This is a genomic window from Mycobacterium sp. Root135 (assembly GCF_001426545.1).
GTDB lineage: Bacteria > Actinomycetota > Actinomycetes > Mycobacteriales > Mycobacteriaceae > Mycobacterium.
The window spans coordinates 35,121-59,211 of the sequence record NZ_LMEZ01000005.1 but is presented as its reverse complement, the minus strand read 5'-3'; the positions used below and the strand labels follow the sequence as shown (position 1 = coordinate 59,211).

24 protein-coding genes are annotated in these 24,091 nt (G+C 68.5%); 16 read left to right on the top strand and 8 right to left on the bottom strand.

Features of this window, described 5'->3' with window-relative positions; all coding sequences use genetic code 11:
- The first annotated feature begins 10 nt into the window (after nt 1-10).
- The 8 genes from ASD37_RS11435 to ASD37_RS11400 all read left to right on the top strand — a co-directional run bounded on the left by ASD37_RS11435 (nt 11) and on the right by ASD37_RS11400 (nt 7,263).
- Nucleotides 11-1,021, top strand: coding sequence for a zinc-binding dehydrogenase (locus tag ASD37_RS11435; RefSeq protein WP_056551124.1), 1,011 nt, complete (start codon nt 11-13; stop codon nt 1,019-1,021).
- 174 nt (nt 1,022-1,195) lie between these two features.
- On the top strand, nt 1,196-1,654 hold the full coding sequence (locus ASD37_RS11430; RefSeq protein WP_235568074.1) for a hypothetical protein: 459 nt from the start codon (nt 1,196-1,198) through the stop codon (nt 1,652-1,654).
- A gap of 61 nt (nt 1,655-1,715) precedes the next feature.
- On the top strand, nt 1,716-2,393 hold the full coding sequence (locus ASD37_RS11425; RefSeq protein WP_056551123.1) for a TetR/AcrR family transcriptional regulator: 678 nt from the start codon (nt 1,716-1,718) through the stop codon (nt 2,391-2,393).
- Between the two features lie 135 nt (nt 2,394-2,528).
- Nucleotides 2,529-3,371 carry an ABC transporter substrate-binding protein gene (locus ASD37_RS11420; RefSeq protein ID WP_235568073.1) on the top strand — a complete coding sequence of 281 codons (843 nt, stop codon included), beginning with the start codon at nt 2,529-2,531 and terminating at the stop codon, nt 3,369-3,371.
- A gap of 3 nt (nt 3,372-3,374) precedes the next feature.
- The gene (locus ASD37_RS11415; RefSeq protein WP_056551121.1) at nt 3,375-4,169 is read left to right on the top strand and encodes an amino acid ABC transporter permease; all 795 of its coding nucleotides are present in this window, start codon (nt 3,375-3,377) and stop codon (nt 4,167-4,169) included.
- Nucleotides 4,166-4,930 carry an amino acid ABC transporter ATP-binding protein gene (locus tag ASD37_RS11410; protein WP_082570094.1) on the top strand — a complete coding sequence of 255 codons (765 nt, stop codon included), beginning with the start codon at nt 4,166-4,168 and terminating at the stop codon, nt 4,928-4,930. Before ASD37_RS11415 ends, ASD37_RS11410 begins: the two co-directional genes overlap by 4 nt.
- A 50-nt stretch (nt 4,931-4,980) precedes the next feature.
- Entirely contained in the window at nt 4,981-6,570 is a 1,590-nt protein-coding gene (locus ASD37_RS11405; protein WP_235568072.1) for a gamma-glutamyltransferase family protein, read from the top strand.
- Nucleotides 6,571-7,263, top strand: coding sequence for a YoaK family protein (locus ASD37_RS11400; protein WP_235568071.1), 693 nt, complete (start codon nt 6,571-6,573; stop codon nt 7,261-7,263).
- A 66-nt stretch (nt 7,264-7,329) separates the two neighbouring features.
- On the opposite strand, the gene ASD37_RS11395 is transcribed toward ASD37_RS11400, so the two are convergent.
- The 3 genes from ASD37_RS11395 to ASD37_RS11385 form a co-directional block, all read right to left on the bottom strand.
- Complete coding sequence (locus tag ASD37_RS11395) at nt 7,330-8,637, bottom strand: aspartate aminotransferase family protein (protein WP_056551120.1); 1,308 nt, start codon at nt 8,635-8,637, stop codon at nt 7,330-7,332.
- A 68-nt stretch (nt 8,638-8,705) separates the two neighbouring features.
- The gene (locus ASD37_RS11390) at nt 8,706-9,716 is read right to left on the bottom strand and encodes a phosphotransferase (protein WP_156720854.1); all 1,011 of its coding nucleotides are present in this window, start codon (nt 9,714-9,716) and stop codon (nt 8,706-8,708) included.
- 92 nt (nt 9,717-9,808) lie between these two features.
- On the bottom strand, nt 9,809-10,516 hold the full coding sequence (locus tag ASD37_RS11385; RefSeq protein ID WP_056551118.1) for a GntR family transcriptional regulator: 708 nt from the start codon (nt 10,514-10,516) through the stop codon (nt 9,809-9,811).
- An 85-nt stretch (nt 10,517-10,601) separates the two neighbouring features.
- Here ASD37_RS11385 and ASD37_RS32520 point away from each other — a divergent pair, with 85 nt between their 5' ends.
- A complete protein-coding gene (locus ASD37_RS32520) occupies nt 10,602-10,724 on the top strand; it encodes a hypothetical protein (RefSeq protein ID WP_255354843.1) in 123 nt (40 codons plus the stop codon).
- A 10-nt stretch (nt 10,725-10,734) separates the two neighbouring features.
- On the opposite strand, the gene malQ is transcribed toward ASD37_RS32520, so the two are convergent.
- Nucleotides 10,735-12,723, bottom strand: a complete 1,989-nt coding sequence (gene malQ / locus ASD37_RS11380) for a 4-alpha-glucanotransferase (protein ID WP_056551117.1) — start codon at nt 12,721-12,723, stop codon at nt 10,735-10,737.
- Nucleotides 12,724-12,956: 233 nt separating this feature from the next.
- Between malQ and ASD37_RS11375 the strand changes: the two genes are divergently transcribed.
- Nucleotides 12,957-13,238, top strand: a complete 282-nt coding sequence (locus ASD37_RS11375) for a hypothetical protein (RefSeq protein WP_056551116.1) — start codon at nt 12,957-12,959, stop codon at nt 13,236-13,238.
- Nucleotides 13,239-13,261: 23 nt separating this feature from the next.
- Here ASD37_RS11375 and ASD37_RS11370 read toward each other — a convergent pair whose 3' ends face one another.
- Nucleotides 13,262-14,002, bottom strand: a complete 741-nt coding sequence (locus ASD37_RS11370; protein ID WP_056551115.1) for an SDR family oxidoreductase — start codon at nt 14,000-14,002, stop codon at nt 13,262-13,264.
- A 213-nt stretch (nt 14,003-14,215) separates the two neighbouring features.
- Between ASD37_RS11370 and ASD37_RS32695 the strand changes: the two genes are divergently transcribed.
- Nucleotides 14,216-16,444 (top strand): EAL domain-containing protein, encoded by a 2,229-nt coding sequence (locus ASD37_RS32695; RefSeq protein WP_082570092.1) that lies wholly within the window; start codon nt 14,216-14,218, stop codon nt 16,442-16,444.
- Here ASD37_RS32695 and ASD37_RS11360 read toward each other — a convergent pair.
- Nucleotides 16,396-17,220: a carotenoid biosynthesis protein gene (locus ASD37_RS11360; protein ID WP_235568070.1), complete on the bottom strand. Its 825-nt coding sequence runs from the start codon at nt 17,218-17,220 to the stop codon at nt 16,396-16,398. The two genes, ASD37_RS32695 and ASD37_RS11360, sit on opposite strands and share 49 nt — an antisense overlap.
- A 91-nt stretch (nt 17,221-17,311) precedes the next feature.
- Between ASD37_RS11360 and ASD37_RS11355 the strand changes: the two genes are divergently transcribed.
- Together ASD37_RS11355 and ASD37_RS11350 are read left to right on the top strand one after the other, a co-directional pair.
- Nucleotides 17,312-18,430 (top strand): glycosyltransferase family 2 protein, encoded by a 1,119-nt coding sequence (locus tag ASD37_RS11355; RefSeq protein ID WP_200959879.1) that lies wholly within the window; start codon nt 17,312-17,314, stop codon nt 18,428-18,430.
- A 5-nt stretch (nt 18,431-18,435) separates the two neighbouring features.
- The gene (locus ASD37_RS11350; protein WP_370072747.1) at nt 18,436-19,971 is read left to right on the top strand and encodes a phytoene desaturase family protein; all 1,536 of its coding nucleotides are present in this window, start codon (nt 18,436-18,438) and stop codon (nt 19,969-19,971) included.
- Here ASD37_RS11350 and ASD37_RS11345 read toward each other — a convergent pair.
- A complete protein-coding gene (locus tag ASD37_RS11345) occupies nt 19,880-20,554 on the bottom strand; it encodes a CDP-alcohol phosphatidyltransferase family protein (RefSeq protein WP_056551113.1) in 675 nt (224 codons plus the stop codon). The genes ASD37_RS11350 and ASD37_RS11345 overlap by 92 nt on opposite strands.
- A gap of 24 nt (nt 20,555-20,578) precedes the next feature.
- Between ASD37_RS11345 and ASD37_RS11340 the strand changes: the two genes are divergently transcribed.
- Nucleotides 20,579-21,394, top strand: coding sequence for a YhjD/YihY/BrkB family envelope integrity protein (locus tag ASD37_RS11340; protein WP_056551112.1), 816 nt, complete (start codon nt 20,579-20,581; stop codon nt 21,392-21,394).
- A 60-nt stretch (nt 21,395-21,454) separates the two neighbouring features.
- On the opposite strand, the gene ASD37_RS11335 is transcribed toward ASD37_RS11340, so the two are convergent.
- Entirely contained in the window at nt 21,455-22,390 is a 936-nt protein-coding gene (locus ASD37_RS11335) for a manganese catalase family protein (protein ID WP_056551111.1), read from the bottom strand.
- Nucleotides 22,391-22,827: 437 nt separating this feature from the next.
- Between ASD37_RS11335 and ASD37_RS11330 the strand changes: the two genes are divergently transcribed.
- A complete protein-coding gene (locus tag ASD37_RS11330; protein WP_056553006.1) occupies nt 22,828-23,385 on the top strand; it encodes a CsbD family protein in 558 nt (185 codons plus the stop codon).
- Nucleotides 23,386-23,411: 26 nt separating this feature from the next.
- Nucleotides 23,412-24,089, top strand: coding sequence for a hypothetical protein (locus ASD37_RS11325; RefSeq protein ID WP_056553004.1), 678 nt, complete (start codon nt 23,412-23,414; stop codon nt 24,087-24,089).
- The last annotated feature ends 2 nt before the right edge of the window (nt 24,090-24,091 follow it).

Genomic DNA, 24,091 nt, shown 5'->3' with positions numbered 1-24,091 from the left:
GACGGTCGCGATGATCGCCGCCCGACTGCACGCCGTCGGCGACCTTCGTGTGGGAGACGAACCCCCGCCTGGGGATCCCCCGCCGGGGTGGTCCCTGCTCGCGGTCACCTCGGTGGGCATCTGCGGGTCCGACCTGCACTGGTTCACCGACGGTGGCATCGGGGAGAACCGCATCGAGCGCCCCGTCGTGCCAGGGCACGAGTTCGCGGCCGTCGCCATCACCGGGCCGTATGCCGGGCGCCGGGTTGCCGTCGACCCGGCGATCCCGTGCCGGGCGTGCGAGCTGTGTCGAATGGGTTACGAGAACCTCTGTCCCACGGTGCAATTCGCCGGCCACGGCACACTTGACGGCGCCATGCAGGAACAGCTGCTCTGGCCGGATCACCTGCTGCACCCCTTGCCCGACGACGTCAGTGACGACGCGGGAGCGTTGCTGGAGCCGCTCGGCGTCGCCATCCACGCGATCGGGCTGAGCCATGTGCGGCCCGGCGCGGACGTCCTCGTCGTCGGCGCCGGACCCATCGGAGCGCTGGCGATCCAGGTCGCCCGCCGCCAGGGCGCGGCCCGGGTGTTCGCCGTCGAACCCCACGAGCATCGGAGGGCGACCGCGCTTCGCAGCGGAGCCGACGCCGCCTTCTCTGACGAGCACGGCGCAGAGGAGGTTCTCGACGCGACGGGCGGCAGGGGCGTCGACGTGGTGGTGGAGATCGCCGGAACCGACGCCGCGATCGCGATCGCCGTCGAGGCCAGCCGTCCGGGTGCTCGGATTGCGCTCGCGGGGATCCCGTCGGGGGACGACTCGTCGTTCCCTGCGGCACCGGCTCGCCGCAAGGGGCTGACGTTCGCGATGGTGCGACGCATGAACGACACCTATCCGCGGGCAATCGCACTTGCCGGCGACGGGATCGACCTGGACCTGCTGGTCACCGAGCGTCACCCGCTGACCGAGGCGGCCAAGGCGTTCCGGTCGGCCGCCGAGCGCCACGGCGACAAGGTCGTGGTGTCGGTGTCGCCGAGCTGACCGCACGACTGCGGTCGAAGTCGTAGTACTTGGGATCGGTAGCCGATATGACGGTGTGCACTCACCGTGGCATATCCAGCACCTCGCAGACACCACGGTGGCCAGTGCGGGGACGACGACGGGTCCTACGACGATGAGCACTGCGCCTCTTTCCCCGCGGTTAGCCGCGATCTCGTGAACCGGCTCGGGAACTTCGCGATGGCGCTCGCCGTGGCAGGGACGGTGGCCGCAGGCGGGTCGGCGGTCGGCGTCGGGACGGCGTCGGCCGACGGACCCAGTTACAGCGGCGGGAACTGTCCGGGCGGAATGACCTGCACCCACTGGTGTCCCGGTGATCCGCTGCCGCCCGGCAGCCAGGTCCTGGGCTGGGACTGGAACGTGTGCCATGACTGGTACTGGAATTCCGAGGGAATCGCCGACGTGACCACCAACGTGATGTACCCGTGGTCCGGGCCGCCCCACCCGGCCGCGCCGCTTCCCCCCGTGGTGGCACCTCCGCCACCCCCGCCGCCTGCGCCGCACCCGTTCTGCAGTCCGCGCGGCGTGCTGTTTCCGATCCCGCCGATCTGCGACGAGATCGGCATCGACGACCCACCCGGTTCCGTGGCGGCCAGGGAGAACCGAACCCCCTAGGCTGCTTCGGTTTTCGGCTGCGGGACACCTCCCGCACAGGGACGTGTGTCACAGTGGGACCGTGAAATACGGGCAGGGTTTGCAGCCGAAGCCGGTCGACTGGACCTCGACGAGGGGCCGGATTCTGGTGGCGGCCTCCGTCCTGTTCGCTCAGCGGGGATACTTCGGCACGTCGACGCGTGACATCGCCGAAGCGGTGCAGATCCGTCAACCGTCGCTGTTCCATCACTTCCAGGCCAAGCACGAGGTCTTTCGCGCGCTCGTGGAGATGGACCTCGGACCGTCGATCGACCGCATGAATCAGCGGCTTGCCGAACAGTCGACCTGGGCCGAGAAGCTGCACCTGGCCATCGCGTGTGACGTGCGGGAGATCCTGGCGCAACCGTTCGACGCGCGCGGGCTGTATCAGGACGCCGTGCTCGCACTCGACGAATTCGCCGACGAGCGAGAGGGCATCGCGCTCTTCCACGAGCAACTCGAACGTGTCGTCGGCGGTGGATGCGTCGATGGTGAGTTCGTGTCTTTCGAACCGAGCTTCGTGCAGCGTGCGATCAACGGCGTGCTCTTCGAAACGCTGCGTGAACAGGGCGGTCCGTCGGGACGCATGCGTGAGGAGCGACCACTCCAGGCGGCTGACTTCGTCGTCCGGTCGCTCCTGGTCGACCAGTCCCGCTTGGCGACGATCCAGGACGTGACGCGCAGGCGCTTGCGCGACCTCGAAGTGTCAACTGCGGGCTGACGCCGTCTCGGCGTCCCTCGTGACGGCCGTGTTAAAGATTCCCGCAAAGGTCGCACAACGGCCATTTCTGGCCTATCGTTCGATAGGCCACCGGGTGATCGACGTCACCCTGCGGCGCCGACCCTTGGAGGAATCTTGAAGAAAGCACTCTTTGCCGTACTCGCGGCGGCGGCCCTGCCGCTCGTCGCCTGTTCGTCGTCGGACACCGCCGCGCCGGAGCCGAGTGGGCCCGCGAAGGTAGCACCCCCGGCCATCTTGGAGGCAGGCACGCTGAAGATCTGCGCGCCCAACGACGGCACGCCGCCCAACGTCTACCACGACGAATCGGGCGAGCTCGTCGGCAGCGAGGTCGACCTCGGTAAGGCGCTGGCCGCCGAGATGGGGCTCAAGTCCGACTTCGTCCAGTCGTCGTTCGCCACGGTCATCCCCACCCTGCAGGCCAAGCAGTGCGACGTCATCATGGCGCAGCTCTACATCAAGCCCGAGCGGGAGAAGGTCGTGGACTTCGTCCCCTACGTCAAGTCGGGCACCGGCATTGCCGTCTCGGAGGAGAAGCCGGCCGCCGTCACGGGTCTCGACGACAGCTTGTGCGGCAAGAAGGTCATGGTCGCCGTGGCGACGACGGCGGAGGCGCTGACCATGGAACAGTCCGACAAGTGCACCGCCGCAGGAAAACCCCCGGTCGACGTGAACCGGAGCAACCAGGCCGACGTGTCCCTGCAGCAGCTGCAGAACGGCCAGGTCGACGCCTTCATGGACACCGCCGAGACGCTGGGCTACTACGAGACCAAGACCGGTGCCAAGATCAAGACCGTCGGACAACCCTTCGGCACCATCAACATCGGCGCCGCCACCCGCAAGGACGACACGCAACTCCACGACGCCATCGCAGCTGCGCTGTCGACGCTGGAGAGCAACGGCACCTACGCCAAGATTCTCGGCGAGTGGGGCATGTCCGACCTGAGCATTCAGAAGTAGCCCATGCAATTCGACTGGCAATTCTTTTGGAAGTCGCTGTTCGCCCCGAGTGACGCGTTCCTCAAGGGGCTCGGCCTGACCATCGGGATCTCCCTGGTGGCAATGATTTTGGCGATCCTTCTGGGCCTGGTGGTGGCGCTGATGCGGCGCTCGCAGTACGCCGTGGTGCGCTCGTGTGCCAGCGTGTACATCTGGGTGATCCGCGGCACGCCCCTGCTCGTGCAACTCGTCATCATCTACACCGGCTTCGCGGCGGTCGGCATCTACCAGTTCAACGACGCCTCGTTGCTTGGGTTGTCGGTGAAGGCCGCCGTCCAGGCCGCCATCATCGGACTGATGGTCAACGAAAGCGCCTACATCGCTGAAATCATCAGAGCCGGTTTGGATTCGGTGCCGAAGGGCCAGTTCGAGGCGGCCGCTTCGCTGGGCATGACACCTGGCAGGTTGATGCGGTGGATCATCGTGCCGCAGTCGCTGCGCGTCATGGTCCCGCCGTTGGGCAATTCGTTCAACGGCATGATGAAGACCACGTCGGTGCTGTCGGTGATCGGCGTCAGCGAGATGTTCCTGGTCACCCAGTCGATCAGCTCGGCGACGTTTCACACCTTCGAGATCTTCATCGTCGCAGCGATCTATTACCTTGCCCTGACCACGATCTGGACCTTCATCCAGGCATGGATCGAGAACAGGCTGGCCCGACAGCTCGGCATCGAACAGCGCGTACCCATCACGTCTCGGCTGCTCGGCGCCCGGCGCGCGGCGGCCAGCGCAACGCTGCAAGAAGAGGGGGCTCGATGACCACCACCACCGAACCGATCGTGTCGGTGCGCGACGCCTGCTGCGTGCTCGGGGGCAAGCGGGTACTCAACGAGGTCAACCTCGACGTCGAGCGCGGCCAGGTCGTGGTGCTGATCGGACCGTCGGGAGCGGGAAAGACCACGCTGCTGCGCTCCATCAACCACCTCGAAGAACTGTCCAGCGGGGAGGTTCTCGTCGGGGGCGTGTCCATCGCGCACGGCGCGCACGGCAAGAAGATCGGCACCACCGAGCTCGCCCGCAGACGACGTGAGATCGGCTTCGTCTTCCAGCATTTCAACCTGTTTCCGCACATGACGGCGCTGGAAAACGTGTGGAACGGCCCGGTTCGGGTGCTCGGCCAGTCAAAGGACGAGGCACGCAAGAACGCCGTCGCGCTCTTGGAACGAGTTGGGTTGTCGGACAAGGCCGAATCGCGTCCGAGCCAGCTCTCCGGTGGGCAACAGCAGCGCGTCGCGATCGCACGGGCACTGGCCATGCGCCCAAAGGTGATGCTGTTCGACGAACCCACCAGCGCGCTGGACGTCGAGATGGTCGGCGAGGTGCTCGAGGTGATGCGCGAACTCGCGCGTGACGACATGACCATGGTGGCGGTGACTCACGAAATGCGGTTCGCCCGCGAGGTCGCCGACCGCATCATCGTGATGGACGCCGGCCGCATCATCGAAGATGCGCCTCCTGAGGAGCTCTTCGCCAACCCGAAGAACGAACGTACCAAGACGTTCCTTTCGACGATCCACTGACCGACCCGTTTCTCAACCACCCCAACACATCTTCAGATAGGACGTCTGCCGTGCCCGCTTCTTCAGCGTCGTCGTTCACCGGCGCCGTCGCCACCCCGCACACCCTGGCGACCGACGCGGCGACCGACGTGTTTCGCGACGGGGGCAGCGCGATCGACGCCGCCATCGCCGCGGCCGCCGTCCTGACCGTGGTCTACCCGCACAACGTCGCCCTCGGCGGCGACCTCATCGCGTTGGTGCGCAGCCCGGAAGGCGAGATCACCTGCGTCAACGCCTCCGGTTGGTCCGGCGCGGCCGCCGACGTCGACGCGATGCGTGCCGCGCACGGATCGGAACTGCCGGCGCGCGGCGCCGACGCCGTCAGCGTTCCTGGTGGCGTCCGCGGGTGGGAAGTATTGCACCGCATGGCAGGACGACTGCCATGGGCGCGCCTGCTGCAGCCAGCTCAGCAGGCCGCCGAGGCGGGGGTTCCCGTCGCCGAGTCACTCGGCGCGCACCTCGCCGACCCCGAGAACGCCGATCTGCACGGGTCGGCCGACTTCGACCGCGTGTTCCGACCGGGCGGGCACCTGCTGCAGACCGGTGACGAATTTCGGCAACCCGCCCTCGCGGCGACGTTCGCCGCGTTGGCCGACGGTGGCCCCGACGAGTTCTACTGCGGCGACCTCGCCGCAAGCTCGGTGAAGTATCTGCGCTCGCACGGTTCCGTCCTCGACGCGCACGACTTCGCCGACTTCCAGCCCGAGATCACGGCCCCCGAGTCGGTCGAATTCTGCGGCCTGACGGTGTCGACGAGCCCACCAAACACGCACGGGTTCATCATGCTTCGCGCACTGACGGCCGTCGACGAGTTTCAGACCGCGGCGCCGCTGGGCGCCGACATCGGCACCTTGATGCGCGTGTTCCACCACGCAAACCGCCTGCGGTCGGAGTACCTGGCCGACCCACGCCTCGCCGAAGTAGACATCAAGGCCCTGGTGTACGACGACATTCGGGCGGCCACCCCGATCGGAGACGCCAAGGCCGCACGGTCGGTGCCTCGCGGAGACACGGTGGGCATCGCGACCGCCGACTCCGACGGATGGGCCGTGTCGCTGATCCAGAGCGTCTACCACGCCTTCGGATCGGGGCTCGTCGACCCCGAGACCGGCATCCTGTTCCACGACCGCGGCACCAGCTTCTCGTTGGATGCCGGATCGCCGAACGTCCTGGCCCCGCGGAAGCGCCCGCTGCACACCCTGATGCCGGTGATCGTCACGCGCGACGGCGAACTCAGCCACGTCGTGTCGACGATGGGCGGCCAGGGGCAGCCCCAGATCCTCACCCAGGTGCTGCTTCGCATGCTCGACGGAGAGTCCGCCGCCGACGCCGTGGCGGCGCCGCGCGTGGTCGTGGGTCAGCAGGCCATGGGCTGCACGGACGACTCCGTCGTCGTCGAGGCCGACGCCGACGACGCTGCGATGGCGTCCCTGCACGAGTCTGCCTTCGAGACCGTAATCCTGCCAAGGCATTCGGAGTCGCTCGGCCAGGCCAACGTCGTGCAGGTCGGCTCGGGCGGACAGCTGACGGCGGCCGCAGACCCACGCGCTGACGGCTCGGCCGTCGTGGTGCAGTACTCCCGGCATCACCGGAGGGTGTAGGTGCAGCCGAACTCGCTGGTGCAGCGTCATCTGCACCTGTGGTCGATGATGACGTTGACCGTCGTGACCGGTGCCCTCGACGCCGTCGGGTACCTGGGCTTGGACCGGGTGTTCACCGGCAACATGACGGGCAACGTCGTCATCCTCGGCATGGGCATCGCCGCCGAGGACGACCTCCCGGTGGCAGGCCCGTTGATCGCACTGTTCGGATACGTGGTGGGTGCGGCGGTCGCGGGCAGGCTCGTGCAGCGGGGCGAACGTGGTTGGGGCCCAGCCGTTACGGCGACCCTCGGCACCAACGCCGCGTTGCTCGCGGCGGTCGCCACGGCCTTGCTGCTGGTGCCAATGGAGGGACAGTCGCTGGGCGGCGTCATCGCGGCGGCCACGATCGCCGTGGCCATGGGAGCCCAGGCGTCCGTCGCACGCTTCCTGGCGGTGACCGACATGACGACGGTGGTGGTGACCTCGACCATCACCTCGTATGCCAGCGAGACGCTGTTCGCCGGTGGCCTCGCGTGGTTCACCCATCGCCGGTTGTGGGCCGTCATGGCGATCTTCGCAGGAGCGCTCGTCGGTGGCCTGTTGATGAAGCTTCACATCTGCGTTCCGGTGTATGCCGCGGCGATCGCCACGCTGGGCACCGCGGTGGTGGGCCACCGTCTATGGGAACGCGCGACGGCCATGGCCGCCTGACCCTACGGCGCGATGCGTTGCCGCTCTTGGGGTGTGAGCCCACCCCACACTCCGAGGCGCTCGGTGTTAGAGGGTTGCGTCGAGCTCGGCGAGGAGTACGTCGGCGTGCGCCGAGGTGAACGGCAGCGGCGGCCGGATCTTCAGAACGTTGTGACGTCGACCGGACGCGCTGATCAGCACTCGCCGCTGCCGCATCTCGTTGACGATCCGGGCCGCGGCCTCGGCGTCGGGGGTTTTGCGTTCGTCGTCGTCCACGATCTCCACCGCGACGAACAATCCGGTCCCGCGAACGTCACCCAGAGCTCGGTGGCGCTGCGCCAACTCCCGCAATCCGGCGATCAGGTAGGCACCGGCATCGCGGGCGTTGTCGATCAGCCGGTCCTCTTCGATGACGTCCAGGACAGCGCTGGCTGCGGCGATGCTGACGGGGTTTCCGCCAAAGGTGTTGAAATAGCGCATGTCCCGGCCAAACGTGGCCATCACCTGTTCGCGTCCCACCAGCGCTGCAATCGGGATGCCGTTGCCCATCGGCTTGCCGAGCACGACCAGATCGGGTTCGAGTCCGTGCCGCTCGAATCCCCACCAGCCGGTGCCCAGCCGCCCGAATCCGGACTGCACTTCGTCGGCGATCCACAGCCCCCCGGCGGCGCGCACCAGCTCCGCTGCCGGATGCAGGAAGGTGGCGGGGTCACACTGCACTCCGTCACTGGACAACACCGAGTCGACGATCATGGCGGCCACACCCACCCCGCGTTGACTCAGGGTGGCGATGGCCGCCCGGACGCGTTCGGCGAAGGCCTCGCCCGCCTCGCGTGGTTCTTCGCGGTAGAAGTCGGGTGCGTCGACGAGGACTACGTGCGGCGGGATCGGGTTGTGTGGTCCCAGGCTCGGCGAGATCTCCGCGGCCGCTGTGGTGACGCCGTGGTAGGCGTGTGAGGTGCAGATGATCCCCTGTGCGCCAGTCTGATAGCGCGCGGTGCGCAGGGCAAGGTCGACGGCTTCGCTGCCCGTGCACGTGTAGACGACCTTGGACAGGTCGGGCGGGAAGAGTGCCAACAGGCGCTCGGAATACCGCACCACCGATTCGGTGAGGTAGCGAGTGTGGGTGTTCAGCACGCCGAGTTGGTCGTTGACGAGCCGCTGCACGTGGGGATGGCTGTGGCCGATCACCGGGACGTTGTTGTACGCGTCGAGGTAGCGCTGCCCCGCGGTGTCGTAGAGCCACACGCCGGCGCCGCGTTCCAGCGCAACCGGTTCGCGGTAGAACAGCCGGTACGTCGGTGCGAGGACGGCATCGCGGCGTTCGTTGAGTGCCCGGCTGTCTGGATCCAATTCCGCTGCGCCCGTGCTGTCGTACGCGTTGGCCATGTTCATGGGCTGGGAATTCACGGCGACTCCGGATCTCGAAGGACAGTCATGGTGTGCTTCCTTGCATTCGAGGACTAACGGTTGAGGGTCGCGCGCAACCGGGCCTCGGCCTGGTCGAGCTGGATCGGCCGCAACGCGGCGAGGGCATGCCAGGTGTGCTGGGAACGCGCTGTGCCGTAGTCGTCCGCCGGGCCGCCGCGGCGCGCAGTCCAGATCGTCGCATTGCAGACCAGGCGAATCATCGCCAAGGGAAAGAGCAGTGAGATTTCGGTGTCGTCGAGTCGGACCACCTGGTCGAACCCGGCGGCGACGTCGACGAGGGCGCTGAGTGGGTCGGCTTTCCGGAGCATCGCGTAGGCCCCGGCGATCGCCGGTTCGCATACTCGAGCGGTATGGAGGGAGTCGGCGAAGTCGATCACGCCGGTGATGCGTCCCCGAGCTGGATCTCCGAACACGTTGAAATCGTTGAGATCTTGGTGCACAACGCCTTTGGGGAGGTCGGCGACATGGGGCGCGACCACCGTGTCGAACGTCTCGACAGCTGCCAGCGCCACCTCGCGCTGCGCCGGATCGTCGATCAGGGGCAGAATCGTGCCAATCGTCAGGGGTGCGGCAAGCAGGTCCCACGCGTGGGTCTTGGCCACCTGCCGGTTCTCGGGCATGCCAGCCAGCCCGGCCACGATGTTTCCCGCCGTGCGCCCCCAGTCGACCAGCAGTTCGCCGGGATGCTCTGGTAAGTCGGACACCAGTGAGCCGTCGATCCAGGAGTACACGCTCAAGCACAGCTCATCGTCGACGAGGGCAACGTCGCCGCCGTCGCTTCCACGTAGCACTTCCGGAACGGGAACTCGCCCGGCGAGGCGATCCAGCAGCTGGTGTTGCCAACGCACGGTACCGACTTCGTCGGCCCGATAGACCTTGACGACGGCGCGTCGGCCGCCATCGGTTGTGAGGGCGAAGGTTTGGTCGTACTCGCCACCGAGTCGGCGCAACTCGGCAACGCCCCATCCGTATAGGTGGCCGACGGCAGCGGCGATGTCGTGTGTTGCCAACCCCATTCGCCGATCGGCTGCCTCCTCCGTCAAACCCAGCCCCTTATTGCCTCATTGTTCACCAATGTCACAAACTAGTGGAGGGCTGATGCTTTGGCAATGGCCGTCACCGCGCCCGACGCCGATCAGCTGGCGACGATGTGTATCAAGATGTCCCGGTTGACGTGGAGGTGCTCGGCTATCAGCCGCTTGGAAAGGTGCTCGTCACGCGCTTCGAGTGCGTCGTAGATTGCCCGGTGCTCTCCGAATGCCTGCGGCGCGTCGGTCTTGTATTCCCCCGAGCTCGCCTCGAGAATGGCGAGGGCATAGAGCATCTCGGCTTCGATGGCGTTGAAGAAACGGTCGATTCGGGGGCTGTCGAGCAGTCCGATGATGGCAGCGTGGAAGTCGAGATCGGACTGAACGATGACGCGGAAGTCGGTGCCGCGTGAGGCGCGTTCGAGCTGGTCGACGGCCGTCGTGAGTTTGTCGAAGCGTTGGCTGCCACTGGGCTGATCCGATGTGCACCAGCGTTTGGCCGCGTCGAGTTCCAGTACTTCCCGCGAGCGGTACATGTCCGTGATGTCCCTGGCGCTGAAATCGACGACCGTCGAACCCTTGTGTCGTTGGTGACGCACCAAACCCTCTGATTCGAGCACCCGCAGGGCGTCACGGACGGTTCGACGGGACACCTGGTAACGCTCGGAGATCAATTCTTCGCGCAACGCCGCACCGCGGCCGATCTCACCGGTCAGAATCTCCTCGCGGACGAGGTCGGCGACCTGCTCGCCCGTCGTGCTGCGGGACGGCAAGGGCGCGCGCAATTCGGCGTGCTCGCCGGGCGTGGAGACCACGGACGCTACCCCTCTCCATCCGTCAGCATTCGATCCATTGTCTACCATGCCGACGATCCGGCTCTTGGGCTAGCGCTTTGGAGTCGTGATTCAGCCAACCGGTGAGCGCAAGAACATTCTGAAGACCAAGCCGCCGTTGTGCATTGACATGGATGGCGCCGATCACCACGCCGACGTGCTCGACCGGGTACTCACCGAGGGTTGGTGATCCGTAACGGTCACGGCGGCGTGACGCGGAATGCCGACGTAACCTCGGCGACCCTGGGGTCCTCACGGAATTGCTCCAACGTCATCGGGAACGGCAACCGCCAGTTCGGGTACTCGTCGACGGTTCCCGGCAGGTTGGGCTGTCGCGGCTCTGCGACGACGTCGTAGGGAGAGATGAGCTTCAGCTGACTCGAGGTCGACGCCAAGAAACGATGCAGCGCAACGATGATCGACGCCTCGTCGGGCTCGGCGTCGGCGTCTGCGGGCGGTAGCAACCCCTCAGCACGCAGAAGCGTCACCCACTCGGCCCGCTCGGCGTCGGCGTTGGCCTGCTCGGCGTCGACGTCGTCGAGCAGACCGAGGTCGGCGCGGGCGCGGACGTGTTCGCCACGAAGGAAGCCCGCGGCGGTCGGCAGGTCGTGGGTGGAGATGCTCGCCGCCGCCCGCGTAGGCCAATCACCGGGTGCGAGAAGCGGTTCCCCCGGCGCGTCGACGTCCCTGGTGAACCAGGAGACGGCGCAGCCGAGCATCCCGTCGGCGGCCAGTGCCTCGGTCACCTCGGGCTCCACGGTGCCCAGGTCCTCGCCGACCACGATGGCTCCGGCGCGATGGGCCTCCAACGCCAACACCGCCAGCATGACCTCGGCGTCGTAGTAGACGTAGGTGCCGCGGTCGGGCCCGTCGCCCGGCGGGACCCACCAGAGCCGCCACAGTCCGGCGACGTGATCGATGCGCAGCCCGTCGGCGTTCACGAGGACCGCCCGGAGCATGTCGCGAAGCGCGGCGTATCCGGTGGCGGCCAAGCGATCCGGTCGCCATGGCGGCAGCCCCCAGTCCTGGCCGCGCGGCGTGAAGTTGTCGGGGGGAGCGCCGACGCTGACGCCGGTGGCGAGTACGTCGGCCAGCGCCCAGGAGTCGGCACCGTCCGCGTCGACCCCCACCGCGAGGTCGTGCAGCACGCCCAACGACATGCCGGCGTCCGACGCGGCGGTGCGAACGGCGCCCAGCTGCTCGGCGCACTGCAGTTGTACCCAGGCGTGGAAGGCGATCCTGGGTCCCAGCTCGCGGCGCGCCGCGGCGACGGCCGGGTTGATGACGTCGCGCAGCGCTTCGGGCCACCGGCTCCACCGGCCCCCGTGGCGCTCGGCCAAGGCGCAGTAGGTGGCCCAGTCGCGCAACCCGTCGGACAGTTCCGCTTCCGGTGCGTCGAACGGGTCGGGGCGACCGTCGGATCGCCAAAGCAGTTCCAGTGCCGAACGTTTCGCGGCCCATACCAGGTCGTGGTCTATGCGCGGGGTGCTGGCTGACACGCGAAGGGCGTCGACTTCCGCGCGGGTGTCGGGCTCGGCCCGGCGGTAGGCGTCGACGTGTTCGATCCGCAGCGCCAGAGGGTTGGCGAACCGTCGACTGGACGGCGTGTAGGGGGAGGGCTGCACGGGATGTGTCGGGCCGGGGGCGTGCAGCGGGTTGAGCAACACCGCGCCGGACTGGTGTTCGCGCGCGGTCCACTCCACGAACTCTCGCAGGTCGCCGAGATCGCCGATGCCCCAGGATTCGGCTGACCGCAGCGCGTACAGCTGGAGCATCCAACCCCACGTCGGTTGTGCCTGAGGCACTTTCGGCGGTGCCGCCACCAGCGTGGTCTGCTGACCGTCGCGCATCCGCAGTTGGTACCAGCCCGGGACCAGGTCCTCGGGCAGTTCGTCGCTTACGTCGATCCGCGAGCCATCTTCGTCGACCAGTTCGACCGCCCCGGGAAACGGCACGGGACGTCCGGTCAGCCGCACGGCGACCGTGGGTGCCAGGATTCCGGCACGGTCGAGTTCGTCGAGTCTGGTCAGCTCGGCGCGCCTTGCGGTCTCGGTACTCGCGTCGACGTCGAGCAGCGACAGCACCTTGACGACGACGTCGGCGTCGACCTCTACCGGGACGCGGCGCTCGTTGCGATAGGACGTCGCGACGCCGTGTGCCGCGGCGATCTGGCGAAGGTCCTCCGGCATGGCCGAGTCGAGGGCAGGGGACGGGGTCGGCGGTGAGGACACCGTGCTCTCATACCCAAGAATGCGGTGCGTACACGCGGCGGGCGGGTGTGACGAAGACCGTCCTTCCCGGACTGCGGCGGCGACCGATTCGGGATACGGTGAGGCGGTCCAATGCGCCCCTCCTTGCGCGGTTTAGCCAGCAGCCGCAGGACGCCAGCGCCGACGCCCGTGCACGCTGCGAAGGTACTGAAGTGAAGGCCACCGACCGACCTCGAGAATCCACCCTTGCGTGGGACCTGATCGATCACGTCCGCGAGCACCTCACCGACGGCGAACGCAACACCGCGTTCATCGCCCTTGGTGTCGAGGACTACCCACCGGTGTTTCGGTGCGTGCTCGAAGTCGTGGTACGCGAACGCATTTCGCTGCCCGAGGAGATGGTCGGGCAGCTGCGCGGGTGGCTGGAGGACTACGACCGGCATCGCGACTTCGGCACGATCCTCGCGCGTGCTCTTGGCGAGCCGTCGAGCTAACCCCTAGCTGAGCCCCGCCGGACTCAGGCGGTCATCAGGTAGTCGGCGCCACCGACGTACACGATGCCGGGAGGGCTCGGCATCGTGACGGAGCTGACGATGGCCCCGGAGAATTCGGTCACCGTCGGCAGCGTTCCGTGGACCCGGCGCGCCTTGACGGCATCGGGATCGCGGCGCTGCAGCAGCCGAACGATGATGGTCCCGTCGATCATGTCCCCGGAGACCACGGTGAGGCGGACGCCGGCCCGGCTGAACACCGCACGCATGGCATACAACGCGGTCTCACCGGCGCGCTTGCTCGCGGCGACTGCGGAGTAGCCCTTCGGCACCGCCTTGTTGGGAAAGAAATGGGCCTGGTGGCTGGTGACGAAGACGATGCGTCCGTCGACCGGCATCATCGGCACGGCCAGCTGGGCCAGCCGCCGCTGCGCGTCGCGGTTGAGGCGCATGGCGTAACCGGGGTCGGCACCCATCTCCAGGCCGCCGGAGGCGTTCAGGACGAGGGCGTCCAAGCGTCCGAAGCGGGTTTCGATGGACTCCATCATCGCCGTGGCGTCGGCCTCGTCGGAGATGTCGGCGCGCAGCGTCGAGGCGTGGCCACCCGCGTCGCGGACGGCCTCGGCGATGTCCTCGGCCCGCTTGGCCTTCTCGCGGTAGTTGACGATGACGTGGGTGTTCGGGTCGGCGAGCTGCCGCGCGACCTCCGCGCCGATGCCCCTGGAGGCGCCCGTCACCAAGACGATTCGTTCGGGTACGTGGTGCACGTGCGGTTCCTTCCGTCGGGATGCTCGCTCGGCGTCCGGGTTGACGCTACACCAAAAATAAGGAATCTAAGGAAAAGCTAAGGTCACGATAAGGCATACGCAGATGTCGGTGTCGGATCGCTGGAGGCCGCACCGTGCCAAGATGGGCCATCGTTCGGCGCACGACGAAACGGGGGTTTCGTGTCGATCTCAGGGGGCCGGGTTCGACTGGGGATGTTCGTGGTCGCCGGCGCTCTGGTGTTGCTGAACGCGCTTGCGCCCTACGGCGGCGACGTGGCCCGATACGTCGCGCTGGTGCTGCAGTCCGTGATCGGAATCGGAGCTCTCACCTGCGCGGTGGTCAACGTGCGACGGACGACCGGTATCTCCCGAACCTGGCGAATCCTCGTCATTGCCGCCATGACGAGTTGGCTGGTCGGCGAGGCCTTCTGGTGGCTGAGCGACAGCCGCCACGACGGTGCCGCCGCGCCACTGCCCGCCGTGGTGGCCTACTTCGGCCCGCCGATCCTGTCGTTCTTCGCGATGGTCCTGCTGGTCCGAAGCAGCGGCGGGCTCACCAGGCGACGGGACGGGGCCCCGCACGGTGCCTTCGCCCTGGCCGTTCTGGACGGACTCGTCGCCGTGGCGGCGTTCTCCATCCTCGTCTTCCTCGGCGGACTGGGGGCCACGACCACCGCTGCCCTTCCCCGGTCCTACGACGAGGCCGTCGTGGCCGGCTACTCCGTGTTGGAACTGGGCGTCGTGGTGCTGGCGGTGATGGGGGCGACCGCCTATCGGCGCGATCGCCCGCATCGACGCAACTTCCTCCTTCTCGCGGGCGGCGTCATCCTGATCGCCGGTTCCGACCGGTTCATCGCCTATCTGTGGAGCGTCGGCGTAAATGCTCCGGACGTGTGGGGTGGCGCGGGAAACGTCCTGGGCCCCTTGATGATTGCGTTTTCCGTGCAGGCGTTGAGCCCACGGGACGACCGCGGCGCCAGCGACGAGGCGTTGGACTGGGCGCAGTTGGTGTGGCCGTACCTCGGGTTTCTGAGCATCCTCATGCTGTGCGCCACGCACGTACTGGTCGGGTTGACTCTGCCCGCGGTCGTGGTCTGGCTCTGCATGGCGATGGTGGTGCTCGTCGCCGTGCGACAGATCGTGGCAGTGGTTGCCGCCCGTCGGCTGACCCGGCGGCTGTACGAGGCGCAGCGCCGGCTGGCCCACCAGGTGAACCACGACGTGCTGACCGGGCTACCCAACCGGTTGCTCTTCGGGCAGCGACTCGAAGCCGCGATGCGCGACGGGCGGTTCGTGCTGATCTTCGTCGACGTCGACGACTTCAAGGAAGTCAACGATCAGTTCGGCCATGCGGCGGGAGACGAACTGCTGCGCGCCGTCGGCGAGCGCCTCCTCCGATGCGTAGGTCCGTCGGACACGCTGGCCCGCATCGGTGGGGACGAGTTCGCGGTCCTGGTGGAGACCGACGACGATCCGCCGGAAGTGGTCGCCGACCGTCTTCGGGTGGCGCTTCGGGACCCGTTTGCCGTGCACGGGTCGTCGGTGCGCGTGCGGGCCAGCATGGGTCTGGTTCAACACGGGGCGGACGACCCGGCGCCGACGGCCGACGACCTGATGCGGCAAGCCGACATCTCGATGTACGCGGGGAAGCGACTCGGGAAGAACACCGCGGTGATGTACCGCCCGGCCTCGGGCGTGGTCGTCGACTTCCCTGGCGCGCTGCGGAAGGCCGACGGCGGGGTGCCGCCGGGTTTCAGCCTCGCCTACCAGCCCGTGGTCCGGTTGCCCGACCGCACACCGGTGGCGGTCGAAGCCCTGGCCAGGTGGTCCGCACCCAATGGCATGCAGATACCGCCGGCCACCTTCGTCTCCGTCGCCGAAGGCGCCGGCCTCGGTGGCGCGCTCGACGCGATGGTGCTCGACCTTGCGTGTCGCGAGACTCAGGCGGCCGGCTTGCAGCTGGTCATCCACGTCAACGTCGGTGCAGCACGGCTGGGCAACCGGGGTTTCGAACAGCAGGTGATGCGAACCCTCGACCGGCACGACGTCGACCCGGGGCGACTCGTCCTGGAGATCACCGAAACCGTCCCGATCGTGGATCTGCGCGAGGGGGCCGCGGCCATCGAGCGACTCGGCGCGCTCGGCGTCCACGTGGCACTCGACGACTTCGGGGCCGGCTACAACTCCCTGAGCTATCTCCATGCCCTGCCGGTGGACGTCGTCAAGCTCGACCGCAGCCTGGCCGTCGGGGACGAGCGCCACCGGGCGTTGGCGCTCTACCGCTCGGTGATCGGCCTGTGCTCGGCACTCGGCCTCGACGTAATCGCGGAGGGAATCGAAGAGGAAGCGCAAGCCGACATCGTGTTCGCGGCGGGCTGCCGGCTCGCTCAGGGCTACTTGTTCGGCCGCGCGGCGGGCATCGACGAGCTGAGTCGCGTCTGACGTGGACCACGCCTGCGGGCCAGCGAGACGGCGAACGGAATCGCGACGGCGCCCATCAGGACGCCGCCGGTGACCGCCGAGCCAGGCAGCCCGAAGAAGACCGCGTGGGCCAGCACCGAGGAGAAGTAGACCCACAGATACAGCGTCGCCGCGGGCGCCGAGGGCCGATCGGTGCGGCGGAGCGAGGCATTCAGCGTCGCCACCACCACGGCCGACACCAGCAGCCAGCCCAGGTAGTTGGTCAACGGGATACCCGGTATCAGCGGCAGCCCGGGCTCCGGGGCGAACCACCGCCAATGGCCTGCCGCCACCATCTGCGGATCCAGGAAGACGTCCCACGTGGTCAGCGCGACCGCGCCGACCGCGGTGACGGCCACGGCCCCGCGGGCGAGGGTTCTGGCGACCACCAGGGCGGGCCACGCCATCATCACCCACGCCATCGGCACCACCACCGGCACGCCGAGCACCTCCGGGCCGAGGGTTCCGGTGTAGGCGTACTGACCGAACGGCCACCCCGTGGCCACGCCGATCGACTCGGCGACCAGGCCGCCACCGCCTGCGACGGCAACGAGCACGGTCGCGCTCACCGCACCGAGCACGCGGTACGCGTCCGTCACCGACGCCAGGAAGAAGACGACGACGCTGGCGATGGTGACCGGGGTTCGCCACGACTCCGGCATCAGGGGGTACAGAATTTGAATGCCGACGGCGGCCGCGACCAACGCCCACACCGCGTAGTGGGAGCGCACGGGCGCCCGAAGCTCGGCCAAGGCCACGCGCAGCACCTCCACCGTCACGAGTCGGAAACGCCGAGGCTACCCGTGCCCACCGGCGGTGTGGCCGGCCGCGACTCCGTAGAGTTCGTAGGTGCCCCACGCAGGCCTGATCAAACCCCCAGCCGCGCTCGTCGCGGTGGGATCGGCGCTCGCCTGCATCCTCACGATCCACCAACTCGTCAACCTGCGGCTGCTACGCCGCCCACCCGTTGACCCACCCCCGGTGAGATCGGCGGTGTCGCTGCTCGTCCCGGCCCGCGACGAAGCGCACCGGATCACGCCGACGATCGAATCCCTGCTCGCTCAGCGCGATCTCGACGACGCCGAGATCCTGGTGCTCGACGACGGCTCCACCGACGGCACCGCCGACGTGGTCCGGGCCGCGGCCGGAGCCGACCCCCGGGTACGGGTCATCACCGGAACCGCACCGACCGGTGGCGCCCTCGGCAAACCGCATGCATGCGACCAGCTTGCGGCCGCGGCTCGCGGCAAGACCCTGGTCTACGTCGACGCCGACGTGATCCTCGCCCCGCGAGCCGTCGCCGCGGCGGTGGCGGTCCTGCGTGGCCCCCAGCCCCTCGACCTGCTCTGCCCGTGGCCACGACAGGTCGCGGCGGGGCTGTTGGGGCGGCTCGTCCAACCCCTCCTGGCGTGGTCGTGGTCGACGACGTTGCCGCTGCGGATCGCTGAGCTGTCGACGCGGCCGTCCATGGCGGCGGCCAACGGCCAGTTCCTGCTGGTCGACGCCGACGCCCTGCGCAGGGCCGGTGGATGGCAATCCGTCTCGGGTGAGGTACTCGACGACATCGGGCTGGCCCGCGCCGTCCGCGCGGTGGGCGGCCGCACCGGCATCGCCGACGGCTCGACGCTGGCCACCTGTCACATGTACGCGACCGGCCGCGAACTGAGCGCTGGCTACCGGAAGTCGCTGTGGGCGGCGTTCGGCTCGCCGGCGGGGGCACTCGCGGTCGCGACGGCGCTAACCGTCGTCTACGTCCTGCCCGCCGCCGCGGCGGCGACCGGGTCCCGGGTCGGCCTGGTCGGGTACGGCGCCGCCGTCACCGGTCGGGTTTTCGCGCAACGATGGTGTGGGCGGCCATGGGATGCCGCCGCGCACCCCCTGTCGGTGCTCGCCGTGCTCGGCCTGCTGGCCTCGTCGTGGGTGGGTCGCGTCCGGGGCACGCTGAGCTGGAAGGGGCGGGCAATTTGAGTCACGTGGTCGTGATCGGCGCCGGCCTCGGCGGGCTGGCGGTCGCCGCCCGCCTGGCCGCGGCGGGCCATCGCGTCACCGTGTACGAGAGCGCCCCCACCGTCGGAGGCAAGCTCGGCGTCGTCGAACGGGACGGCTTCACCTTCGACACCGGCCCGTCGCTGCTGACCATGCCCGACGTGCTCGACCGACTGTTCGCCGACACCGGCGCTCCGACGGGGCCGAAGCCGATCGCGGTCGACCCTGCGAGTGCCTACCGCTTCGCCGACGGCACCGAGTTGTCGATGCCGCACGACGCGACGGCCGTGCCAGCCGCTCTCGACGCGGCCTTCGGTCCCGGTGCGGGGGAGTCATGGCGGCGATTGCACGAGCGTTCGCGACGGCTGTGGAAGTTGGTCGGTGAACCGGTTCTCCGCCAACCCATTTCGTTGCTCGAAATCGCACGGATGAGCCTGCGTCCCGCCGACCTGTTGACGGTGGCGCCATGGCGGACGATCGACGGCCTCGGCCGCACGATGCTGCCCGACGCGCGGCTGCGGACCTGGCTCAACCGGTACGCCACCTACTCCGGGTCGGACCCACGTCGTGCGCCTGCCGTTCTCGCCGTGACGTCGTACGTCGAGCAGGAGTTCGGTGCCTGGTACGTCGCCGGCGGGCTGCGCGTCATCGTCGACGCGCTCGAGGCGCGCTGCGTCGAGCTGGGCGTCCAGATCCACACCGGTACGGAAGTGGACGCGGTGACGACGGCGGGCGGACGCGCCACCGGTGTCCGGGTCGACGGTCGCGACGTGCCCGCCGACGTCGTGGTGAGCAACGCCGACGCGAGCGTCCTCTACGACCGACTGCTGCCGCGCGACGTCACCGGGACGGTGCGACGGTCGCTGCGGGGCGCCCCGCGCTCCATGGCCGGCTTCGTTCTGCTGCTCGGTTTGTCCGGCAGGGAGCCGGGAACGGCGCACCGGGTGTTCTTCCCCCGCGACTACGACGCCGAATTCGACGCGATCTTCGGACGGCACCCTCATCCCGTGCCCGACCCGACGGTCTACGTGCACGCGCCCGACGATCCGGCACTTCGCCCCGACGACGATTCCGAGGGATGGTTCGTGCTGGTCAACGCCCCGTCGCACGACCCGGATCGCGGGGTCGACTGGGACGCCGGCGGGCTGCGCGAGCGGTACGCCGAGCACGTCCTCGACGTGCTGGCCGACCGTGGGGTCGACGTGCGACCTCGCCTCAGATTCGCCGAGACGATCACGCCCGCCGACCTGCAACGGCGCACCGGAGCGCCGGGCGGCGCGATCTACGGGACGGCCTCGCACGGACCACGGGCCGCCCTACGCAGGCCTACCAATCGCAGTCCCGTCCCCGGCCTCTATCTGGTCGGCGGCTCGGCACACCCCGGCGGAGGCATTCCGCTGGTGCTGATGTCCGCCGAGATCGTCGCCACCCTCATCGGGTCCGCGGAAAGTCCGGAGGAATCGAGCGGCGCACGCCGAGCAGGAGCTGCCCCATTCCGACGACGCCGACGGCGGTCCACGTGACCGCGAAGGTGACTCCCCACCCCCAGCCGAGCAGCGGCAGCCCGGCGGGCGACGCGGCGGCCCCTCCCGCGGCCATCGCCACCACGATCAGCCGCGTCGGCCGTTCGGCGACGGTCACGGCGCCTACCCCCGGCATGCCCACCGCCTGCGCACGAGCTCGCACGTATTCGAGCAGGAACACCAGTGCCACCGCGGCCAGCGCCCACCCCAGCGGGGCGCCGATTGCGACGAGTAGCGCGCCGAGCAGCACGTCGCCAACGCGGTCGGCAACCGAATCCACCACGGCCCCCAGCGGACGGGCCCGGCCGGTCCGCAGCGCCACCGCACCGTCGAGACCGTCGAGCACGCCGGCGAGCAGAACCAGTGGCACGACGAGCGCGGGCCAACCCGGTCCGACGACGGCACCCCACGCCGCCGCGAGCGCGAGTACCCCGGCCACGGACAGGGCGTCGGGCGGGATCCGGATAATCGGACCGGATGCCAACACCCGAATCAACCGCAGCCAGCCGCGCACGACCGGTGACGGTTGCACGCCGCCGTGCACGTCCGACCACTCCTCGTCGTCGGAACGATCTGGCGTCATGAACTCAGACTGCCAGGGTGCCGCGTGAGCGCGGCACGACGCGTCCGCGAACTCGCATCGGGCGTCCGGAAGACCTTCCCCGGCAGCGATCTCGCGCTCTGGGCGGCAGGCGCGACGTACTTCGGCGTGATCGGACTGGTCCCGCTGGCGCTGGCGTCGCTGTGGGCCGTCGGGGCGCTCGTCGGCCACGACACCGTCACCGCGGCGATGGACGCGGGCGTCGCCGGGTTGCCGCAGGGGCACGGAACGCCCGCGGCCTTGCGCAAGCTGACCGAGGTGGCGCTGTCGATGTCGTGGCTGCAGGCGCTGGTCGTGCTGTTTCCGGCCAGCCTCTACGGGGAGGGCCTGCGCCGGGCGTTCGTCCAGATGTCGGCCGCCCACGACACCCTCACCGGCTGGCGCGGGCGAGCCGGTCTTCTCGGCGTCGCCGCCGTCGCCCCGTTCCTGGTCCTGGCCGTGCTGGTGGCCGCGCCGTACGTCGGCCCGCTCTACGCGGGCAGCGGGTGGTCACTGGTGTGGGGCGTCGTGGTGGCGTTCCACGTCGTGTGGCTCACTGTGTCGACGGCGCTGGTCGGGGTGTTCGGGCTGATCGGTCCTGGGCGGATCGCCCCGCGGGCCCTGGCCGTCGGGGCGTTCTCGACGGGGGCCATCGTGGCCGGCTTCCTGCAGGGTTTCGTGTTGTTCCTGGCCATCCCCGTCGAATGGTCGGCGCCCTTTGGCGGTCTGCCGATCGTCGGGGCGGTGTCGGCACTGGCGCTGTGGCTCTTCGTACTGCATATCCTGGTGCTGTGCGGCTTCCGGGTGACCGTCGTGCTCGACGAGGTGATGCGCCCGGCGTGACGTGCCGGTGGGCGGGTGGATCGGCCTCGACACCAATCCACCCGCCCGGTACCGGTGTGGCTAGGCCTGGCCGTTGGCCTTGATCTCGGCCTCCGCGGTGGCCTGGATGAGGGCCAACAGCTCCTTGTCGAGGCCGGGCGAGAACTCTTCGCGGCGCTCGGGGGCGATGGTCATCGGGAAGCCCTCCGGCATGACGGCGGTGCTGAGCTCGGTTCCGTCGTTCGACGGTGACGCGCCGCGGTACAGCTTGTCGGCCTGGCTCTCGTCATCGGCGCTGAAGGTGTACTGGATGCTCTGCAACCCCATGTCGACCAGCTTCTTGACTTCGGGGAACTGCTCGGCGTTCGTCTTCGGAATGGGAAGGGCCGCACCCCAATTCACGCCGAGGCTCTCCAGTGCCTTGGCGAACGCGTTCTCGTGCGCCTGGTCCCGAACGATCAGATACGCGATGGTGGAGCGCGCGGTCGCGTTGTCCGTCATCTGGTAGATCCGACACTTCTGCAGCCGACCCGTCGACTCCAGCATGAGGTTGTACAGCAGGTCCAACACCAGGTTGCCGCTGTTGTAGACATACGACCCGCTCCACGGGTTGCCCGCCGAGTCAACCGGAAGCGCGCCCTGGGCACCCACCAGGTAGTGGTGAATGTTGCCGGTGTCCAACGCGATGCTCAGTGGGGTCGCTCCCTTGGCGCCTGGCTCGTCGACCGGGTCGGTCTTCTTGCCCTTGTATGCGGGCGATCCGTCGAGCAGTCGCGAGATGGTGGTGCCGATGAGTTCGACGTGGCTGATCTCTTCGGTACCCACGCCCTGAATCAGGTCCTTGTACGGCTTGGAGGCCTGATCACCGCGAAAGTTCATGCTCTGGAACAGGTATTGCATCATCGTGCGCATCTCGCCGAACTGGCCGCCGAGACCCTCCTGCAGTGCGTTGGCCGCTGCTGGATCCGGCTCGTCGACGGCGATTTCGTTGATCAGTTGTTGTGTGTGCAGGTACATGTTTCTCCTCGTTCGTCATGCGTTGGGAGCGGAGCGCGCCAGTTGGAGACGCAGATGACGCCGAGATCGGCGCTGCGAAGTGTTCGAGGTGGCTTCGCCGTCGACGTGACGATGAGACGCGGGCACGAAAGCCCTTGGTGGGGAAATTCACCGGCGGTGCTCACGTTCCTGAAAGCTGGCGGCTCTAGGCCCTTACCCCGGTCGGCACCGCGCAAACGCGGACTCCTCCCCGAGAAGTCCGACTCGCGTAAGTGCTTCCAGCCGAGCAGAATTCGCTTGTGCGACGACATTGGCCCTGGCAGCGTCGGCCGCGTCACAGCCGCGGAGCGTTTCAACTCGGCTCGAACCGAGCATCCCCCTACCACGGGCCGTCTGGCCCATGGCGTCCCCACGCTTGAACCGATTGGTGACCGCTTTCAATGGCAGAGGAGTTTCAGTTGAGTGAGCACGACATGTCCGACGAGGCCCGCAAGGGTCTGATCGATTCGGTCAAGGGCAAGGCCAAGGAAATCGCCGGCGCCGTGATCGGCAACGACTCGTTGACGGCCGAGGGTCAGCTGGAGCAGACCCAGGCGCGGGAGCGCAAGGACGCCAACAGCATGCAGGCCGTTGCCGACGCCGAAGCCGAACAAGCTCGGGTGCAGGCGACCGAAGCACGCTTGGAGGGCGCCGAGGAACGGATCGCCGTCAACGCGCGCACCGCCTCGGTCGAGAGTTCGATCGTCACCCAGCAAGCCGAGCAGAAGGCTGCCGCCGAACGCGCCGCCCAGCAGGAAGCCCAGCGCGCGACGGCCCAGGCCGAGGTCGCGGCGCAGCAGGAAGTGCAGCGCGCCGAAGCGCAGGAGCGCGTCGACGTTCGCGCTGCCGCCAGCGACGCCACCGAGGCCGTCGACGAGCACCGGGCCGCCGTTGACGACGCCGAAGCCGTCCGCGCTGCCGCCGACGAGGCCAGAGCGCGTGCCGACAAACTAACCGACAACGCCGACCTGCCGTGAACGACGACCACACCAAGGATTCGACAATGAGCATCATGACCATCCCCCGCACCATCCTGCGGTTCCAGTACCAGTTCGTCCGCGTTCCGTTGCAGCTCATCGAGGAGCGCGTGGTGTCGAGGATGGACGCCGAAGCCCCGGCGCGACTCGCCTACGAGCGGTCGTTGGGCGTTCTCGACGCCACCGTCGGCAATGCGCTCGGCGACGCGCGCCTCAAGCGACGCGGAGCCTCCCTTGCCAAGCGCAGCGACGAACTCGCGCGGGCGGCTCGCCTCGAGGCCGCGGCCAATGAAGAGCTGCGACAGGCCGACGAGGAGCTCAAGTCCTCCCGGCAAGAGGTCGTCGACGAGGTGCAGGACGCGCGTGCCGCCAAGGAGCAGGCGGTCGAGGACGCCGAGGCCGCCGCGGACAAGCGCAAGCGTGCCGCGACGGAGGCCGCGCAGAAGCGCGCCGGCGCCACCAAGAAGGAGGCAGACGACATCGCCGCCCGCCTCAAGAGCTCGGCCGAAGCTGCCAAGCGCAACGACGAGCAGCGCATCAACGCCGCCCAGAGGCGCGCGACCGCGGCAGCCGACGCGACGTTGGACGACGCCAAGGACAAGCGGGACGACGCCCGGGCCAAGCGCGCCGACGCCGACCGCCTCGAACAGCTGGCGGACGTGGAGAAGGAGAAGCGTCAGGCCGAGCGGGCCGCGAAGCCCTGACC

Bases quoted from the DNA above. Each gene is read 5' to 3' on its own strand.
- ASD37_RS11435 (WP_056551124.1), top strand. From the start codon at position 11: ATGATCGCCGCCCGACTGCACGCCGTCGGCGACCTTCGTGTGGGAGAC.
- ASD37_RS11415 (WP_056551121.1), top strand. From the start codon at position 3,375: ATGCAATTCGACTGGCAATTCTTTTGGAAGTCGCTGTTCGCCCCGAGT.
- ASD37_RS11410 (WP_082570094.1), top strand. From the start codon at position 4,166: ATGACCACCACCACCGAACCGATCGTGTCGGTGCGCGACGCCTGCTGC.
- ASD37_RS11395 (WP_056551120.1), bottom strand. From the start codon at position 8,637: ATGAACATGGCCAACGCGTACGACAGCACGGGCGCAGCGGAATTGGAT.
- malQ (WP_056551117.1), bottom strand. From the start codon at position 12,723: ATGCCGGAGGACCTTCGCCAGATCGCCGCGGCACACGGCGTCGCGACG.
- ASD37_RS32695 (WP_082570092.1), top strand. From the start codon at position 14,216: ATGTTCGTGGTCGCCGGCGCTCTGGTGTTGCTGAACGCGCTTGCGCCC.
- ASD37_RS11345 (WP_056551113.1), bottom strand. From the start codon at position 20,554: ATGACGCCAGATCGTTCCGACGACGAGGAGTGGTCGGACGTGCACGGC.
- ASD37_RS11335 (WP_056551111.1), bottom strand. From the start codon at position 22,390: ATGTACCTGCACACACAACAACTGATCAACGAAATCGCCGTCGACGAG.
- ASD37_RS11325 (WP_056553004.1), top strand. From the start codon at position 23,412: ATGAGCATCATGACCATCCCCCGCACCATCCTGCGGTTCCAGTACCAG.